The following is an 18,477-nucleotide window of genomic DNA, read 5'->3' as shown; positions in this document are numbered from 1 at the left end:
TGAATGATAAGTAGGGGCTACCTAGCGCTTACAGTGACAAAGCTGGTTGTAAATTCGTTTTTACCTTCAATAGTTATTTTCTCTGATTGGGTTAAATCAAGCTCAATACGGCTATAATCACGCCCACCTTCTTCGCGAACAACTTCAATATTAAGTAGATATTTGCCGGGCTGTACGGGGTTACCACCTAGATCCTTGCCATCCCAGCTAATTGTGTATGTGCCGGCACGTTTGGTTGCGCCGCTGACACCATCAAACTGAGCATTACTTTTACCGGCTTTGCGCCACCATTGACGTAGGTCTTTAAACCATTCCGCTTTTTGTACCCAAAGCGCTAATGTTGTGACGTGTTTACGCTCTGGCGTTTCCAGCCATACAGCAACATAAGGTCGGTGGTAAGGTTGCACGTTTAAATCGGCGAGGGTTAATTCAACTTCTAACCTTGACGATTGTGCATGAGCATTAATTTGAAATAGCGCGGCGACTAACAGCGTGATGCTTAGCCATGGTTTAATTTTAAACATTAAGACACTCCTTTTATTTGTGGCACCCAACACAGGTAAATAACGATAGGTGTTGCTACACCTAATGCGGTTATCCATATTCCTGCTAAGCGTTTTTTTCTATTTTGAAATAAAATAATCATGCCGGTGATGGCAAATAGGATCATCAGCACTGCTGATATATCAATAACCCAGCTCCATACATCACCGCTGTAACGGCCTTTATGTAAGTCGCCAATTACACTTAAAAATCCCCCGGTTTGATAATCGAGTAACAATTCGCCACTAATAAAATCAAACTCTGCGTAGGCGTAGCCTGCAGGTAATGGGTAGTCGAGCATGACCAGTGAATCTTGCTTTTCCCACTCAATGCTTTTTACTTTATTCAGCCCATACTGTTTGTCGAGGTAAGCTTCTATTTGGGGATAAATAGCAGGTAGGGTGTTTAATTGTGTTTGTGCTTTTGTAAGTAGTTCAGCTGGAATTGCTGCGGTAATTTGGCCGTTGTTTTTATCGTTTTTTAACCAGTCAACGTGGTTTAGCACTATGCCGCTTACACAAAATAAAATAAGTAGAAAAAACAAAGCGGTAGAAATATAGATATGTAAAGCACGACTCGTACTATATAAAGCGCGTTTATTAACAAAGGGCATAAAAGGTGCAAATTTAATTAATTTGTACGGATGATAATGATTTGCATTAGCTGTTACAAATTTATTTACTAAACTTTACACTTTATTTTGCTTATACAGACCCTAGTTTTTAGGTGGAGCTGAGGGCTTAGAAATTAGGTAAGTTAAAACCAGCACTTCAACAACAGCAACTAGGGCAATAACCCAAGCTGGAGGGCTGCTGTATAATAAAAATATAAAGCCTATTAGCATACCTAGACCCGCAGCATATTTTGCCTTTACAGGAACTACTTGATGAGCGCGCCAATGTTGTAATGTTGTGCCAAAGCGAGGGTGGTTTAATAGCCAAGATTCAAGCGCGCTAGATGAGCGAGCAAAACAGGCTAAGGCTAAAATTAAAAACGGCGTGGTTGGCATAACGGGTAGGACAACACCAATAATGCCGAGTAATACACACAGTAACCCCAGCAATTTAAAGCCGATATTTTTATAATAAATAAAAACGTTTTTTATGTCCACGCCAGCTCTATTTAATAAATTAAACGGTAAAAGGTAAGTTAATTACAGGATAAAATGAAACTTAAATGGCTTAGTTACATGTTATCAACTAAGTCATTTAAGGCGATAAAAGGGGTTTTATTATTTTTATACTGCGTTTTATTCTTTAGGAGTTTGAAACAGTGCGCCGACTTCTAAAAGCGGGGAAGCGTCTAGCTTATCAGCATCCATCATTGCGGCAATACGTTGCATTGATGAAAGGAGTAAACTCTGTTCCCATTCAGCAAGTGCTGAAAATTTTTCGATAAAATGCTCTTGTAATGGCTGAGGTGCTTTTTCGAGTAGTTCCTTACCTTGTTCGGTAAGATATAAGCTGACTCGGCGCTTATCCATTTGACTGCGAACACGTGTTACTAAGTTTTTGCTCTCTATTCGGTCAAGAATATTAGTAACCGTTGCTGGGCTTAAGTTGACGTTTTGCGCAATACGACTGGCGGTAATACCATCAGTTTGAGACACTTCCTGCATAATAAGCAGTTGAGGCCCTGTTAAGCCCGCTGTTTTATTAAGCTGCTTTGAATGTAAGTCAATCGCACGGATCACCTTGCGTAAAGAAACTAGTAACTCGTCATATTTTTGCATTTGTTTGTCTCATGGAAGGCGAATGATTTGCCGTAATCATGAAATGTTACACATCAAATAAATTGAATTCAAATGATATATGTTATTTTAGCCCGCTATTATCAGTTTTTATTGGTTTTTATTAATTTGAGCAGTAATTAAAATAGCATTTATTATCTTTATTTTATTAAATGTTTATAACATTCTATTTGTGAACCTTCCCTAGGATGAAAGGCAGAGTTGTAAAGCTTTAGTCGTAATTTTACCGTTGATGTGGCATAAGAATATAGTAACTAACTCAATTTAAATAACTATTCTATGTAGCTTATGCTTTAAGCATGCATTATTGTTTGTGTACAAGTAACCTGTACTCAGGTTAAGTATTAAAAATTAGTCTCAGTGTTAAAGGAAATAAAATGCAATTATCACCCTCAGTATGTATTGAGCGTACACATAGCGGTTTAGAATTTATTAGTATTAATAGTCGCCACTGTGAGGCGAAAATATTTTTACAAGGTGGGCAAATAACTGAGTTTACACCCAAAGATAAATTGCCATTATTGTGGGTGTCTGGGGATGAAACCTTTAGCGAAGGGAAAAGCATTCGTGGCGGCATTCCTATTTGCTGGCCTTGGTTTGGTCAACATGAAAATACAGACTTCCCAGCGCATGGCTTTGCTCGCACACTCGTATGGCAAGCTGATGAAGTGCATGAAACCGAGGGTGAGGTTACGGTTAGCCTAAAATTACCCATGAGGCAGGTAGACTCTACCTTTTGGCCGCATCAATCTTCTTTACGGGTTGAGTTTATTTTATCTGAGCAATTAGAGGTGCGTTTAACCACCTGTAATTTAGGCAATGTACCATTTAGTTATACACAAGCGCTGCATACTTACTTTCCAACACAAGATATCAACAATACTCGTGTGACAGGGCTGCAAGGGGCGCAATACATAGAATTTGGCCAAGGTCCTCATCAGCAACATGATGTGGTCGACTTTTCCCGTGAAACCGATATGGTTTATACCCAAGCCGCAGCAGTTCAAACAATTGATACTCCCCAAGGGATGATCAGTGTTAGCAGAGAAAACTCGCGCTCGTGCGTGTTATGGAATCCATGGATTGAAAAATCAAAGCGACTATCAAATTTTGCCGATGATGATTATAAAAGTATGTTATGCCTAGAGGCTGCGAATGTGCTTGAAGATGCGGTTACGCTTGAGCCAAAACAAAGTCATACCTTAGTGACAACAATAAAGTGGCTTGGCTAAGTCCAATGGAGCAAAGTGTGTTTACTAATCAACAAATAACCGACCTACCGCAACATAAAAGCATAAAGTTTGAACCGCTTGCCGATAAAGCATTATTGCATGCACAGTTGAATTGGTTGTTATTTTTTATCCCTTTTTGCTTAGTGCTAGCGGCTGTTTGTTATTTCAATACAGATTTTGCAGCCATGGCGCAAGGTTACTTATTGGTTGCTGTTCCGCTATTAATTTTACTTTGTATGTTATACAGCGTGTTCAGTATTAAATTACAAGGCAGTGCATTACGTACCCACGATATAGCGTTTAAAAAGGGTATTATTTGGCAACAGGTAACAATTTTACCGTTAGCGCGTGTGCAGCATATTGAAATACATCGTGGGCCAATAGAGCGAAAACTGGGTTTAGCCAGTTTAAGGCTTTACAGCGCAGGTGGTATGAGTGCTGATTTACAAATTAGCGGCCTGACCCACGAAAAGTGCAAAAATATTCGTCAATTTGTACAAAGCTATCGCCACGATGAAGCCACAAGCGAGGCTACTGCCAGTGAGTGTTGATGCTACACAAATAACGTCATCTTCACTTAATTGGCAAAAAGTCTCGCCTTGGGCACTGGCTTATTTTGTGATGCATTTTAGTGTGCGGTTTATCAAAGATGGCTTATTTAATTTACTGCCCGTGTTGGTGGTTTTTGTTACCCAAGTAGAAAATAAACTATTTTGGGGGCAAGTTGGGCTCGCGATTGCTTTGACTTTATTGCTTGCCTATTGTTTTTTATATTATCGCAGTTTTCGTTTTTGTATTACTGACGAGTATGAAATTTTACTAAATAAAGGCGTATTTAAAAAAGAGCGACTCACCTTAAAGTTTTCTCGGGTGCAAAATGTAAACATAGCAGAACCCTTTTATTTTACTCCAGTAGGCTTAGTTAATTGCATTTTTGATGCTGCCGGCAGTGTTGCCCAAGAAGCTGTATTGCCTGGAGTAACCAGTGATTATGCCAAGCAAATGCGCAAACAGGTATTTGACTATAAAGCGCAGCAGCAACCATCAACCGAGGAGGCTAATACAGCGCAGCCTCATGCTGAAAATCAGAATGAAAATAGTTTATTCATTTCAAATAAAGAAATAGCTAAGTTTGGTTTAATGTCGAACATGGCCATTTTAGCGCTTGCGGCCATTGCTCCCTTTATGAATGTGGCTATCGATTTTTTAGAGCAGAAGTTTATAACAAAAATAGAGGGTTTTTATCAGCAAGAGCTCGGTATGATGGCTAATGCAGCGGTATTTGCGGTTATTACTTTAATTATTGTGTTGGTATTTATTGCGGTGTTTTTATCGGTGACTATGTCGCTCATTCGGTTCTATAATTATCAGCTTTATTTTAAAAATAAAAAATTTAAACGTATTGCAGGGCTGTTAGAACGCCATCAACTATCAATTAGTTTAGATAAAGTACAATCTATAGTTATTAAGCAAAACCTAGTTGCCAGGCTATTAAAGCGCTTTACAGTGGAATGTTTGCAAGCCAGCAGCGGCGGTGCTGCAAATATGGCGAAAAAGAATAAACAAACCTTAGTGTTACCTGTGCTCACGCAGGAGCAAGTTGATAATGTGTGTCAGTGGATTTATCCGTGGTTTAACAGTAAAAAGTTGGCATTCAAAGCAGTAGAAAGGGCGTTGCTATATAAAAATATGGTGTTTTATGCCTTGCTACCGAGCGTTGCTTCTGGGTTTTTAGTTAGCTTTATGCAACTTAATATATTAATTTCATTAGCATTATTTTTGGTATTAGCCGCGTTAGTGTTTTTATCATATAAACGTTATGGGTATTACCTTCATCAACAAGATGGGCGTTTTTATATGGTGGTGCGCAAAGGTATGATTGGCGTGCATTACCGGGTATTTGAGCTGTACAAAGCACAAAGCGCTCGCAGTGTGAGCACCTTTTTTATGCGTCGCTCTGGCTTAAAAAGCCTGTATATACAACTTGCTGCAGGTGGCGCGTATGTTCCGTATTTAAAACAACAAGATGCTGACTTTATTATTGATTTTACGCTTATGCAGGCCGAGTCAGACTCCCGTAGTTGGATGTAATTTCCTTCGTTGTAAATAATTAGCGTTCAGGTTAAATAGTGAAGCAGGTGTAAATACACATTTGCACATGCTTTATTACAGTCCGCCCCAAGCTTGAATGAATTTTTGGGATTACCCAATTATCTTGAATGCTCTGAGGTTTGAGCCGATCTTCATCATATATTTTCTTTCAGGCTCTTTCAATCGCGTCATTAATGAGGCATTTATATCGCATTATCTTGTGCGCCATTTATAAATAATTGAGTTTCCCATACCATCTTCACGGTATATACACTGCTTTAGGCTTGCTTCAAAATGGTGAGGCTTTAACTGTCAATAAGATGTTCTTTTGCATAGCTTTATGCCGTGTTTACAAGAGGATAAAATTCTACATTGATTTCTATTATTTCTTGAGGAATCACTCTGGGAGCGACTCTAATTAGTTTTAATATAAAGGGGGAGTATTTTCGGTAATCGTTTTCTGCGAGGATCGAGGTTTGCTATCCCCAAGTTTGGATTAAATAAAGCATCAACTTGCCGTTAAATAAAACGTAAGAAGATAAAAATTTAAATTATTATCTTCTTAGTAAATTAGCCCGGTGTTTATAGTGTTTTTTGAAACCATGTATTGTCATCTATCCGTAAAAACACAGCGGAAGTTTCATTAGAGGCTAATAAAATACCATTAGGAAAACTAGTAACTCGAAACTTAAAATCTTCTGATTGCATTAACGAAAGTACAGCAATATATAAGTTATCTGTTGATTTTATATCTTTTTCATTTGACTCGAGTAATGTTAATACCATATCAAATGCTTCTTCCAAAGCTAAGTTTGACTCGATTTTGGCAGAGGAGATTGCTTCAGCACCTCGACAGTCACTAAAAATAGATGTACTACCAAATTGACTTTCTTCATTACATTGCTTAGCGTTAGCACCACAGCTGAGTGCAGTTGTACATAAAAGCAATATTATTTTCCACCTTCCTCTAACGTGCATAATCTACCTCTACTCTCCAACCTTTCCACTCAGCAAAAATGATTTCTAACATTCGAGGTGATTGGCTGAAATTATCTAAAATTGAATGAAGATCCCACATTGTTTTTATTTGAGTTGCGGTTGAGTAGCTAGAGAGTAATAAGCTGGAGCCTTTAGGTTGAGGGATCTTAGAAACTCAGTCTGCTGTTAAACCAGAAACTGCGACAGGGCTCGTTGGATCAGCCGTCTCAATGATTTTAGGTATTATTTTGCTTGCTAATAGTTGATTCATATCTTCTATCAAAGCTACTTTCAATAATCGTGCATAGGCTTTATTAGAACTGATTTGGTTAAATTTCCCTCTTGAAATAGAACCTTCATATAACATATCAGCAGCTACGGCTATTTCAACTCTACCTAGTTCAGCATTTGGACTTATGTTTAAAAGCTTATTTCTAAAACTTAATAAATTGTGTTCAATAAAGTTATCCATTCAAAATTACATCCTTAATTACATTAATAAAAGCACCATAACTTACATAGTAAAATATAGTATGAAGAGCTGGTTGATTACTGTGTTCCTAATAACAGTTTTAATCATTAAACCATAGTCTAATATGATGTCAAGCTTGGATATATACTTGTCAGCTAAGTATTTAAATCACGACAATCTTAGCGGAAACTCGATTGGTTACTTTATCGTCTGATTAATTTTTCATAGTATTACGCATTATACTACTGATACACATATCTATAGAGGTAAAAATAATTGCTGATTGTTGAACCGAGTTGCTTTATCTAATACTGCGTATTCAACTGCACCGCAACTTTCTTAGTATCAACTTTGACTGAGCACTTCTATTTAAACGAATTTTTACACTTTTTTAATACTATAGTGGTCATTCTTCAGACATCCTAAGGCTATAGTAAACTATCAAGGACTATGATGAAAAAAACACTCATTGCATCAGCCTTATTAATGGCTGCACCAAGCTTTGCGGCTAATTGGCAAACCATTCATACTGAGCATTTTAATGTTCACTTTAGTAGTGAGCATACTGATTTTGCTAAATCGACCGCAGTAGAGCTGGAGATTGTTCGTACTAAAGTGCTTGAGCAACAAAACCGTGCGCTTGATAAAATCGTCGATGTGGTGGTGTTTGATCCTTTAAATGCTGCTAATGGCTTTGCTTTACCAACCTCTAATAATCCAGTTATGGCGCTTTTTACTACGCCACCCCAATCGGACACAGTAATCTCAAACTCATCGGGCTGGCAGCAATTACTAGTGCTGCACGAGTATATTCACTTAGTGCATTTAGCGCAGCCGACTCGCAGCGAGTGGCAACAAAAAATTAGAGGGGTATGGGATCTTTACGATTTAACCTATGGTGACACACCGCGCTGGGTTGCTGAAGGATATGCCACTTTAATTGAATCTAAAATGACAGGCCGAGGGCGGCTCTTTGATAACTATTCTGAGGCAATACTCAGGGAGTTTGCTCAGCAAGGAGCGCTTCCGACCTATGGGCAACTAAATAGTGATAAAGGCTTTATGGGGGGCTCCATGGCGTATTTAATGGGAAGTCGCTTTTTATACTGGCTAGAGCAAAATTACTCAGAGCAGCTGGTTGATAATGTATGGGTTCGTATGCGGGCGGTTAAGTCTCGAGATTTTGATGATGCATTTTCTGGTGTATTTGGGCAAAGCGCTGCCAAGCTATATCGTCGATTTATTGCTGAGTACACTTATAAAGCAATGCAACAAGAGCAAACTGAGTCACCACTTAATAGCAAGCTTTGGTTAAAACTTGATTTATACGCTAACAACCCCGCTCTTTCAGGTGATGGCAGCAAAATTGCCATAGTGGAGCGTGATAAAAAAAGTAACACCAAGCTCATAATTTATAGCACTGAAGACAACACTAAAGCGCAACAGCAATTTACCAAAGTACAAAAGCAATTACTTGAAGATGATGCTAAGGATATTCCTGATACCGCGCCAAGTGTATTTAAGCGCGAACAAAAACAAATATTAAATCAAATAAATCGCGCAGGTATTGCCAATCCGCAGTGGGTAGGCAATAACACTCTTTATTTTAATGCCTACAGTAGTGAGGAGTCGGGGACTTATAACAAAGTGTCTGATATTTTTAGCTATAACATAGATACTGGCAACGTCGAACAACTCACTGAACTGGCTGGTATTCGTCGTTTTAGTGTAACCCGCAATGGTGAAACACTTTACGGTGAGCAAATAAGAGCTGGGTATTCTGAATTAGTAAAAGTCGATCTTAATACACAAGCAATCACGCCACTTTTTACCAAGAGCTTAAAAACAACGTACGATTACCCGACCCTAAGCCCCGATGAAACAAAATTAGCTTATTTATCAGCGTCATTAAACGAAAATTGGCAGTTGTATATACTAGATTTGAGCGGTGATACTAGGCAGTCAGTCCCAATGCCTAACGGGTATCAATATTTAAGTCAGCCGAGTTTTAGTCAAAACGGGGAGTCTATCTATTTTGTTGCTGGCTTAAATAATAAGACTGATATTTATAATTATCATATAAAAAATAACACCCTCACACGCTTAACTAACGGGCAAGAAGCGCTCGCATACCCGATTGAGGCTGAAGATGGCTCACTACTTTATTTCTCTATTAATGCCGATGGCCCTGATGTAAAAACGCTAACAACAAAAAACCGCACAGCCGTGACGGATCTCGCTGTAAACAGTGAAGCTCCATTGTTGATGGTAAATAAGCATACTCTGCCACCGGCAAAAATATATACCGATGAGACAGCAGAGCAAAGCGATTACTCAGTACTTGATCAGCAAGCGACGTTTGCCTTGGGATCACAGTATTATTCAGCGTCAACCAGTTTGCTAAGCGTAGGTATAAAAAGTAGCGACTTATTAAAGCAACTTGATTTACAAGCGGGTTATAACATTGATTTGCATGACGGTGCATTACATGGAGGCTTTGTACAAGCAAAATACAATGCGTTAAATACAAAGTTTAAGCTTGCGCTATTTGATTATAATTTGGGTACATCACATCAATATCAACCTAGCTTAAACGCTGATATTGAAGCCCGAGGTGGTTTTGTTGCAATAAGCCATCCATTGAAATTTGGCCAGCTTCAGTTAACCCCAGAGCTTGCTTATAACTATACAGATTATAAAAATAGCCATAAAAATTGGACACGGTTGAGTATTGCTCAGCAATGGCAACATGACCGCCAATCATTTGCCATAGGGCAGAGTATTTCTGCCAGTATTTATGATGGGCGGAATCACAATAGTCATTGGCAAGGTTATGACTTGGCAACAAAAGTATTTGGTAAAGCATTTAATATTCCCATGTTTGTGAGCTTTGAACAAAAACAGCGAGACGATAGTGATTTAGCTTTAGGTGGGTTTAGCTCTAACCTGATTAATCAGCAACAAAGTAGTGAGTTTGTGCTTGCTGCTGAACTGCCTTATTACAGTGCAACTGCAGAGCGTTACCAAGGTTATGGTGGTGGCATCAGCTTTAAAGAAGGCATGCCTTGGCTTTATTACAAGCAACATCAATTAGGCAACAGCGTTTATGCACAAAGTTATGGCTTAAAATACCAAGGTGATTTTAGCTTTGGGATGGGGCCTGCAGGCGTAAACGACCTAACTTTTAATGCTGGGCTGTCGCGTGTTGAAGGCGACAGCTTTGAAGATGAAATGCGCGCATGGTTAAGCTTTTACTACTCTCTTTAATATTATGGGTAATACACTTTTAAATATGTATTACCCAAAAGCAACCTACTTTGGCTTAGTAAGCGATGCTAACTTTGCTTGGTATATATTGAGCTTTTCATTGTCTCGCTCATATTTAATGGCTTGTTCAAGCAAGGCTTGTGTTTGTTTAGACTTACCTTGTTGATAACGAATTTTTGCAAGCTCTAAGTAAAGCTCTGATATATATGGGGCTTTTGCAATTGCTGACTCAAGGTGGTTTTTAGCTTGAGTTACCTTTCCTTCTTGCAGATTGTTTTTAGCAATAACCAATAGCTCGTAAGGGTCTTTTTCTTCATTAATTAATTGGCTTGTTAATTGTTTTTCTAGCTCTGTATCGCCAAGATCTTTTGCGAGTAGCCGATAGTTATTGATTAAGTTTATACTTATATCGTTTCTATTTAGTGCGGTTTGGTAAATCAGTTGAGCGCTTTTTAAATCGCCTGCACGGCGATGTAATATACCCGTAATATTGAACAGTTCAGGATCGTTAGGAGTAAAATAATTAGCTTTCAAAATAAGAGAGTAGGCTGTATTGAGTTTATTTTTAGCTAATGCCTCCGCCGCTAAATTGCTGTAAAACTTATTGAGTAAATCATTATAGGTGGCGCTGCCAGCATAAAAGCTGCCGCGGGTTGGGAAGTAATCTATTAAAGTGCCTGGGCGAATAAATACAATAAAGTTATCATCAGTTTCTTCTTCCGGTGCGTAAACTTTGGTTCTAAAATGGTTGGCTATGTAAACTAAACTTCCCTCTTTGGCATACACAGGTTCGCTGGTCATTTCTTGAAAACTGGTGTCAAGATCTAAAAGCGTGGCGTAGCTTTGTGTCAATATAGCTAAGCTAATACAGTTGCCTTGTGAGCGTTCAATAGTTTGTTTGGATGTTAGTGTATCACCGTGATACTTAAAGTTGGTAAGCTGGTTTTCTAGGTAGTTAAAAACAATTTCATCAGCACGTATCTCATTTAAGCGCTTCTGTGCATAAGCTAAAAACTTTTCTTTTTCAGGTTCTGGAAGCTCAAAAACACTGTGTTCATTAGGGGTTTCAACACGCTTGAAAAGAGAGTGGTTAATTACTTGTGTAAGCTGTACCTTTTTAATTTGCACTGCTGGTTGAGTACTACTGCATGCAGCTAAAAAAAGCTAAGTGTAAAAACTAGATATTTCATAAATCACCTCACTGTGACTTTTAAGATTACAATGAGGTGACTTTATAATCAAGCACTTACAGTGCGATGCTTACTTAAGCGATTTTTGTGTGATTGCTTTTTACGTTTACGGCGTGTAAGCCATAAATAAAAGCCTGTACCAGCCAGCCATACAGGGCTAAGACCAACAATACACCAAAGTATTTTACTGATAAGCCCTGCAAAATAGCCAAAGTGTAGTTTTCTAAAGCTATCAATTACTTGCCAACCAACTCCGGTTTCACGAATATCCCAGTTAGCCATGTGTTCACCTGTTTGCTTATTGTAGGTTATGGTATTGGCGTATTCACTGGTAAGTGGATTACTGGTATTTACTTCGCCATAAAGAGTAATATTTTCATCAGGCTCTCGCGGGAAAACTAAAAAAGTAGTGTTAAAAGTGGGTATTTGCAGCTTACTATCATTAAGAATGCGCTCAAAAGAAATATCATCACTATATAATTTATTTGTAATAGTGTAGTGCTCTTCTTCTGCGTGTTCTATTACTTCGTGATACCACACAGCGCCATTAAAATAGCCACCGGTAATCGCTAAAACGATAAGGATAGGTGAACCTAATACTCCAGTCATTTTATGAATGTCGCTTAGTACTATCTGCAAAGTTGCTCGCCAGCGTACGCTAAATAGTCGCTGCCAAAATTTGCGGTAAATAATTAAGCCAGTAATACCTAAAGTTAATAAAAATAGAGCAAAAAAGAAGCCTAATACGGTACCTGTTTGCCCTGGTAAGCTTTTTAAGTCGTTAAGTAAAAAAGTATAATGGAGCTCTAAAAACCAGTCAGTAAAATAATGAGTGGTGCTTACTGGTTCTGATAAAACCTCTCCTGTGTATTGGTCTAAATGCAACTTATACCAATCGTCAGTTCCACGCTTAACCAAATAAAGCCGGTCAGCGGTGCTGTTATTAAAAAGCTCCCAGCTTCCTACCACATATTCAGGAAAGGCTGCTTCGGCTTTATTTATTAATGAGTCCATAGGCAAACGTGCAGCTTGTTGCTGTACCACAAAGTGTTTATCTGGCATCAGTAGGCCATCAATTTCACTTTTAAACACTAAAACACTGCCAGTAATGCTAATAACAATTAACGGAATAATGGCAATTAGCGCCAACCAACTATGAACTTTAAACAGTGTTTTTCTCATTACTTAGGCTTGCATGTTAATCTATAGATATGCGCATGATAACAGTTATCATTTGTGTTGCAATTATAAAGGGGTGAGACTGTGAAGTTATAGCAACAGTTTTTGTATACTCAAGTTGCCACAGGGGGAAACTAAAGTAGGTGTGAAGCTTGTATAAAACCTAGCCAGCTCTACAATGCGCGCACATAAATAAAGCCTTTAAAAACAAATGTTTAAAAAATGTTTTATTTCTTCCTTTTTATTAACAACAATGTAACGAGCGAGGTTTGCTTTGGCGTATTATTTGCCTATTTTGTCAGTGTTTATTTTGATTTTTAGTTTTTTACCATTACTCAACAAAATTATAAAAAACCGCAGTGTATCAGGTGTATCACTGTTAATGATGACATTTGGTTTAGCGCAAAGTGTGTACTTTATTAGCTACAATCTCTATTTTTCTCGCTTTTACATTGCCTTGCCATTTTTTGCGACAGGTTTTTTAAGCGGACTAATTTTATACTTTTTTGTTCGTTATAATGCTGCTAAACGTCAAAAGCTGCAGTTACTTGGCATGCTTAGCTTTTCTTTATTGCCCTTTTTGTTACTACTTAACCCCAACTTAGATACCGCTGCGGTACTTAATGGCTTAACTTATGTGGGCTTAATCATGAGTTCAGTACGAGTTATGCCACAAACCTACAAAACACTTCGTACTGGGGATATTAGTAACCTTAGTGCTCGCTATTTTAGTTTGCAATTTATAGCTGGTATCTGTGGTTTGTTTGCAGAGCTTGCTATGCCTGTGCAAAGTATTTCGCATATATTAATGTTTGTTATGATATTACTGACTAATGCGGTGCAGTTTGCGTGTATGCAGTATTATCGTGTACGTCCTGTTTTGGCATAAAATTATAGTGACCGTTAATTTCATTTGTGGCACTTTGAGTAACCAATGAATAACAAGTGCCCACTATGAAATTAACTATCCATCAAATCGATGCGTTCAGCAGTGAACTGTTTAAAGGTAACTATGCTGCTGTGATCCCACTAGAATCGTGGCTTAGTGATGATCTTATGCTGCATATCGCTTCGGAAAATAACGTGTCTGAAACTGCTTTTACTTGTCAGTCGGCAGATGGAAGCTTTGCTATACGCTGGTTTTCACCGTTAATGGAAATTGACTTTTGCGGCCACGCCACTTTAGCAGCGGCCTATGTGCTTTGTGAGCAACATAACATAGCGCAGGTTTGCTTTAGCGCAGAGGCGGTGGGCAAACTGATTGTTAATAAAAATAACGATGGCAGCTTTGCTATGACCTTTCCTAAACAAGCCCCTGAAGAGGTTCAGCTCATCCCTGATGCTTTATTAGCAGGCTTGTCTATACAACCTGTTAAAGTGCTTAAAAATCGCCAAGCTTATTTTGCTATTTATGACAATGAGCAAGATGTGCTAAACCTTAAGACAGACTCTGTGTTGCTTAAAACACTGTTCCCATTAGATGTAGTTGCAACAGCACCGAGTGTTGAGTATGACTTTATTTCTCGTTATTTTTGGCCTGCCAGTGGGGGTGATGAAGACTTTGTCACTGGTTCAATTCATACCGGGCTTGCCCCTTATTGGGCAGAACAATTTGGCAAACACTCCTTAAATGCTTATCAGGCTTCACAACGGGGCGGGAAGTTACATTGTGAGGTGGGCAATACAACAGTGACATTAACGGGTCATGCCGTAAGATACCTAAAAGGCACTATTTACCTATGAATTAGTGTAAAAAAGGCCACGTAAAACGTGGCCTTGGTTTACTCAGTGTTATTTACGCTTCTAGCGCTTTGCTAATTAAGCGGTCGATATACTTTTTATGTGCTTTGGTTGCAGTATCAGCGCCCCATGCAACATCTTGATTAGCTATTTGAGTTAGCTGATATAGCGCGGCTGTTTTCGCTAAGTTATCGTATTTACTTGCTTTTTCTAAGCCTGCAATTGAAATAAGCTGATTTACATATTCAATCTGTAAGTTATGACTGATTGAATTAGCGTTTTTACTATCAACAAAGATACTTGCAGTTAAATCCTCCATAAATTGCGTAAGGCTGTATTCATTTCCATATAAAGCAGTATCTGAAATACGTAGTAACACAGCTGGATGCAGTAGTTGCGCTAACACACCTTTTTGCATGCCTAAAATCATTTTATGCGGTTTAGGGTCTTCGTTTTTACCATACTGATTAAACCCACGACGCTGCTGCTGCATAAAGTTATACAAAGGCTGCATGCTTTGCAGTACATTTGGAGCAAACACATACTCAGCTAAAATAGCCATTGCTTGGGTTTGGCGCTCAAGTGGCACCGGTGTAAAAGGCTTAGCTGCATTTTCATCACCTACGACAGCACGCTCTACATAAACCCCACCAATTTGACGAGATACCACGCCTGCTTGTGCACGGTATTGGCCAAATAGGCTGTTAGCAGAAGTAACAAGCTGTTGGTAAGACTCGCCTTTTACTGTGGCTTTATCTTTAAGCTCTGAAAAGAGTGTATTGATCAGTGCCATTCTATCTGCCCCATAAGCTGCAGGGTTAGACGACAAGTCACCTATCATCACGCGAGGGTCTATGTGGCGACCTGGTGCACGCATGTCGTCGGCATCGTTACCAAAGGCCAGAGCATGTTCGCTTGAGCGAGCAAGTATTTTATCAAGACGAGCTTGTTCTGCTGCTTCATCTTTAAGTGCTGCGCTATAGCCGTAGTTTATTGCCCAATCATCGTATGGACCTGGTTTAGTTTGGAAAATATCGCCTTGAGTCACACCCGTTGGCGCTATATTTGCTGGCGCATAGTCCATTACTGAGCCGGTTACTATACCTTGGGTTTTACTTTTGTCGTGAACTTCTTTCTCATCCCACAAAATAGAAGATTTCATGTTGTGATTAAGACCTAAAGTATGCCCTACTTCATGTAAAACCAGCTGAGTTAAGCCTTGGCGTAACATTTGGGTATCTTCAATATCAGCGCCATTCGCTAAGCCTTTTGCAAGTATTAGGTTTTGTTGTAATTCATGGCCTAGAGAGCAATTAAGCTCGGTGTTGTTTCCTGGTTGGGTATGGCTCATAGTGCCTTGAGTATAAAGCGTATCGTATATCCAGCGGTTTTTCATAAATACAAACTCAAGCATGATGTCTGAGCCTAAAATTTCACCGGTTAGCGGGTTTGCTAATGCTGGCCCGTACCCACCAAAAGGCGGCTTAGGTGATGAAGTCCAACGCAGTACATTATAGTTAATGTCACCAGCATCCCAATCGGCATCATCAGGTTGTATTTTCACTTCCAGTGCGTTTTTAAAGCCTGCCTTTTCAAATGAGCTATTCCAAGCAAGTACAGCGTCACGTACTGTATCTCGCCACTCAATAGGCGTGGTGTTTTCTATCCACCAAGTAATTGGCTTTACTGGTTCTGAAAGTGCTGCGTTGGGATCTTTCTTTTTTAGATCCCAACGCTTAATTACATCTTGATATGGCGCCCAGTCAGTTGATGTCATTTTATCAAACTGATTGGTGAAATAACCAATGCGCGCATCATCAAAGCGAGGTTGATAACTATTTTCAGGTAAAGCCACAAATGAATGCTGTACTTTTACTGACACGCTTCGTGGATCGCTTATCGCACCTGAGCCTCGAACGGTTGGGCTACTATTAGTAAAAACATAGTCAACCACCACATCTAGATTGTTAGGGTAAGGGCGCTGTTTGATGATACGTGATTTTTTATCGTCTAATTTGCCTACTTTAAAACGCTTTTTAGCATTTTTATCGTTCGGGTTAGGCGTAGGAGATACTTTATGTAGCGCTTCACTTAAAAAAAGCTTATTTACATTAAAGGCTATTTTACCCTCTTCTTGTTTTTCTATTTTTATACTTGCAAGTACTGCTTCGCTAATGTTTGCCTCGCTGGCTTTAGCTAGCGCACTATTTTCGTTAAATAAGTAGCGCGGGGTTTTGCTAATAATATCGATACGATCAAAGTATTTTCTAAATTCGATTAACTTTGTTTCACGGTACGCGCCACGAAAGTGGCCCGCATCAGTCGCGCCGTCAATGGTGTGTGCAAAATAAACAAAAGGGGTATCGAGTTGTGACTCGTTAATTACCATTAGGTGGTCGCCGGTTTTTTTATCTTGGTAAAGATTAAAAATGCCAACAAATTCGGTTTGGCCTTCAATCATTTCACTTAATGTTTGTGGCTCTTTTTCTTCTTTTTTTCGGCAGCAACAGTATAGCTACTGCCAAGCGCTATACTAAGCGCCAAGGTAAGTGCGGTTAATTTCATAGTTTGTCTTTTGTAGTTGTTAATATGATTTTACTGTACGGTGTGTCATGCGGTTTCGCACAGCATCTTTGCTAAATACTAACTCAAAGTATTTAGCTTTATGATTTATAATGGTAAAAATTTGTAACAATACATTTATAGAGCGAATCCACGAGGCTTTCTAAGGGTTTATACTTTATCGAGCAAGACCTTGCCTATACTTTTTTGTAACAGTTGCTTACAAATGTCACGTTAATGTTTCATTAAGCTTTGGTATCATGGTGCTAATAGTAATTTGGGAGTAAAAAAAGATGCAAGGTAATGTACTTAGGTGGATTTTTCCGTTCGTAGCATTGGCATTAGGTGTGGCCGGTTTTGCTGCAATTAATGCGATTGCAAAAGAGTCAGATAAAAAAGAAGTCATAGACACCCGTCCAACGGTGCAGGTTGAAGCCGTTTCCGCAAATAATCATCAAGTTATTATTAATAGTTATGGTGAAGTGCAGCCGCTTGAAAATACCCAGCTTTCAGCTCAAGTATCCGGTGAGGTAGTTAGCTGGCATCCGAGCTTTGTAGCAGGTGGGATTGTGGGCCGCGGTGAAACCCTATTTACAATTGAAAAAGATAACTACGAAGCCGCAGTTTTGCAAGCCGAGGCTGAACTTGCCCGCGCGCAAGCGATGTTAATTGAAGAGCAAGCGCAAGCTAAAGTTGCAGAAGATGAAGCAAAACGTTTCCCAAATAAAGCGCGTACAGATTTATTTTTACGTAAACCACAAGTGTTGAGTGCGCAGGCCGCTGTTAAATCGGCGCAAGCTGCATTAAAAAGGGCACAACGCGATTTAGATAATTGCGAAGTGAGCGCACCATATGATGCACTAGTGGTGAGTCGTAATGTAGGTGTTGGTCAGTTTGTCACTATGGGCGCTCAAGTTGCCGAGCTGAATAATATTGAAACGGCCGAGGTGATTATTCCTATTGCAGGCTTTGATAGTGTGTTTTTACCTGAACGCGTTAAAGGGGTAAAGGCAACTGTTATTAAAACAGGATTAAATGGGTTTACTCGCCAAGCAGCGATAGATCGCGACTTAGGGATTGTAGATAACGCGACCCGTATGAGTAGTCTAGTGATTCGAATTGAAGACCCTTATGGGCTTACAAACCAGCAACCTGCAATTAAATTTGGCACCTATGTACAAGTAAACTTTGCCGGTACTATGCTCAATAATATTTATCGTTTACCGCAAGAGTTAGTAAATAACCAAACTGTATGGATAGTTAATGATGAGCAGCAATTAGAGCCACGCAAGGTGAAAGTAATTCGTGAAGAAGGTGAATACTTCTATATCAGTGATGGCTTAGAAGCCAACGACAAGCTTGTTACTACCTTACCAGAATATCCACAAAAAGGGATGGCAGTAAAGGTAGCTAGTTTGACAGAGACTAAAAGTACGGATGCAGCAGACAATGCATCTACTGAAAAGCTTTAAG

At 39.2% G+C, this 18,477-nt stretch carries 15 protein-coding genes and 1 pseudogene; 7 read left to right on the top strand and 9 right to left on the bottom strand.

Annotated elements, in window-relative coordinates:
- Positions 1-17: 17 nt before the first annotated feature.
- From AC0L7Q_RS15430 to AC0L7Q_RS15415, 4 genes are all read right to left on the bottom strand, one after another.
- Positions 18-524 (bottom strand): DUF2271 domain-containing protein, encoded by a 507-nt coding sequence (locus AC0L7Q_RS15430; RefSeq protein ID WP_413400982.1) that lies wholly within the window; start codon positions 522-524, stop codon positions 18-20.
- A complete protein-coding gene (locus AC0L7Q_RS15425; RefSeq protein ID WP_413400981.1) occupies positions 524-1,156 on the bottom strand; it encodes a PepSY-associated TM helix domain-containing protein in 633 nt (210 codons plus the stop codon). Before AC0L7Q_RS15425 ends, AC0L7Q_RS15430 begins: the two co-directional genes overlap by 1 nt.
- A 102-nt stretch (positions 1,157-1,258) precedes the next feature.
- Positions 1,259-1,654 (bottom strand): YbaN family protein, encoded by a 396-nt coding sequence (locus tag AC0L7Q_RS15420; protein ID WP_409424207.1) that lies wholly within the window; start codon positions 1,652-1,654, stop codon positions 1,259-1,261.
- A gap of 138 nt (positions 1,655-1,792) precedes the next feature.
- Entirely contained in the window at positions 1,793-2,275 is a 483-nt protein-coding gene (locus tag AC0L7Q_RS15415) for a MarR family winged helix-turn-helix transcriptional regulator (protein WP_008112832.1), read from the bottom strand.
- Positions 2,276-2,670: 395 nt separating this feature from the next.
- Here AC0L7Q_RS15415 and AC0L7Q_RS15410 point away from each other — a divergent pair, with 395 nt between their 5' ends.
- From AC0L7Q_RS15410 to AC0L7Q_RS15400, 3 genes are read left to right on the top strand one after another with little or no spacing between them, the layout of a single operon-like run.
- The gene (locus tag AC0L7Q_RS15410; RefSeq protein ID WP_413400980.1) at positions 2,671-3,525 is read left to right on the top strand and encodes a D-hexose-6-phosphate mutarotase; all 855 of its coding nucleotides are present in this window, start codon (positions 2,671-2,673) and stop codon (positions 3,523-3,525) included.
- A gap of 5 nt (positions 3,526-3,530) precedes the next feature.
- On the top strand, positions 3,531-4,076 hold the full coding sequence (locus AC0L7Q_RS15405; protein WP_413402892.1) for a PH domain-containing protein: 546 nt from the start codon (positions 3,531-3,533) through the stop codon (positions 4,074-4,076).
- Positions 4,039-5,616 carry a PH domain-containing protein gene (locus tag AC0L7Q_RS15400; protein ID WP_413400979.1) on the top strand — a complete coding sequence of 526 codons (1,578 nt, stop codon included), beginning with the start codon at positions 4,039-4,041 and terminating at the stop codon, positions 5,614-5,616. Before AC0L7Q_RS15405 ends, AC0L7Q_RS15400 begins: the two co-directional genes overlap by 38 nt.
- Positions 5,617-6,198: 582 nt before the next feature.
- On the opposite strand, the gene AC0L7Q_RS15395 is transcribed toward AC0L7Q_RS15400, so the two are convergent.
- Both AC0L7Q_RS15395 and AC0L7Q_RS15390 read right to left on the bottom strand, forming a co-directional pair.
- Entirely contained in the window at positions 6,199-6,564 is a 366-nt protein-coding gene (locus AC0L7Q_RS15395) for a hypothetical protein (RefSeq protein WP_182701189.1), read from the bottom strand.
- A 205-nt stretch (positions 6,565-6,769) separates the two neighbouring features.
- A complete protein-coding gene (locus tag AC0L7Q_RS15390; RefSeq protein WP_409424202.1) occupies positions 6,770-7,066 on the bottom strand; it encodes a hypothetical protein in 297 nt (98 codons plus the stop codon).
- A gap of 453 nt (positions 7,067-7,519) precedes the next feature.
- On the opposite strand from AC0L7Q_RS15390, the gene AC0L7Q_RS15385 reads away from it, so the two are divergent.
- Positions 7,520-10,333 (top strand): TolB family protein, encoded by a 2,814-nt coding sequence (locus tag AC0L7Q_RS15385; RefSeq protein ID WP_413402890.1) that lies wholly within the window; start codon positions 7,520-7,522, stop codon positions 10,331-10,333.
- A 45-nt stretch (positions 10,334-10,378) separates the two neighbouring features.
- Here AC0L7Q_RS15385 and AC0L7Q_RS15380 read toward each other — a convergent pair whose 3' ends face one another.
- Both AC0L7Q_RS15380 and AC0L7Q_RS15375 read right to left on the bottom strand, forming a co-directional pair.
- Complete coding sequence (locus AC0L7Q_RS15380; protein ID WP_418157318.1) at positions 10,379-11,461, bottom strand: tetratricopeptide repeat protein; 1,083 nt, start codon at positions 11,459-11,461, stop codon at positions 10,379-10,381.
- Positions 11,462-11,571: 110 nt separating this feature from the next.
- Positions 11,572-12,705, bottom strand: a complete 1,134-nt coding sequence (locus AC0L7Q_RS15375; protein WP_413400977.1) for a PepSY-associated TM helix domain-containing protein — start codon at positions 12,703-12,705, stop codon at positions 11,572-11,574.
- Positions 12,706-12,976: 271 nt separating this feature from the next.
- On the opposite strand from AC0L7Q_RS15375, the gene AC0L7Q_RS15370 reads away from it, so the two are divergent.
- Positions 12,977-13,591, top strand: coding sequence for a hypothetical protein (locus AC0L7Q_RS15370; RefSeq protein ID WP_409424198.1), 615 nt, complete (start codon positions 12,977-12,979; stop codon positions 13,589-13,591).
- 65 nt (positions 13,592-13,656) lie between these two features.
- Positions 13,657-14,445, top strand: a complete 789-nt coding sequence (locus AC0L7Q_RS15365) for a PhzF family phenazine biosynthesis protein (protein WP_413400976.1) — start codon at positions 13,657-13,659, stop codon at positions 14,443-14,445.
- Between the two features lie 52 nt (positions 14,446-14,497).
- On the opposite strand, the pseudogene AC0L7Q_RS15360 reads toward AC0L7Q_RS15365, so the two are convergent.
- Positions 14,498-17,007, bottom strand: a pseudogene (locus tag AC0L7Q_RS15360) (zinc-dependent metalloprotease).
- A 290-nt stretch (positions 17,008-17,297) separates the two neighbouring features.
- On the opposite strand from AC0L7Q_RS15360, the gene AC0L7Q_RS15355 reads away from it, so the two are divergent.
- Positions 17,298-18,476 (top strand): efflux RND transporter periplasmic adaptor subunit, encoded by a 1,179-nt coding sequence (locus tag AC0L7Q_RS15355; RefSeq protein ID WP_198522163.1) that lies wholly within the window; start codon positions 17,298-17,300, stop codon positions 18,474-18,476.
- Position 18,477: the final 1 nt, after the last annotated feature.

This window comes from Pseudoalteromonas sp. KJ63-1 (assembly GCF_055808145.1).
The sequence above is the reverse complement of the archived record's forward strand: the minus strand, read 5'-3'. Positions and strand labels throughout refer to the sequence as shown.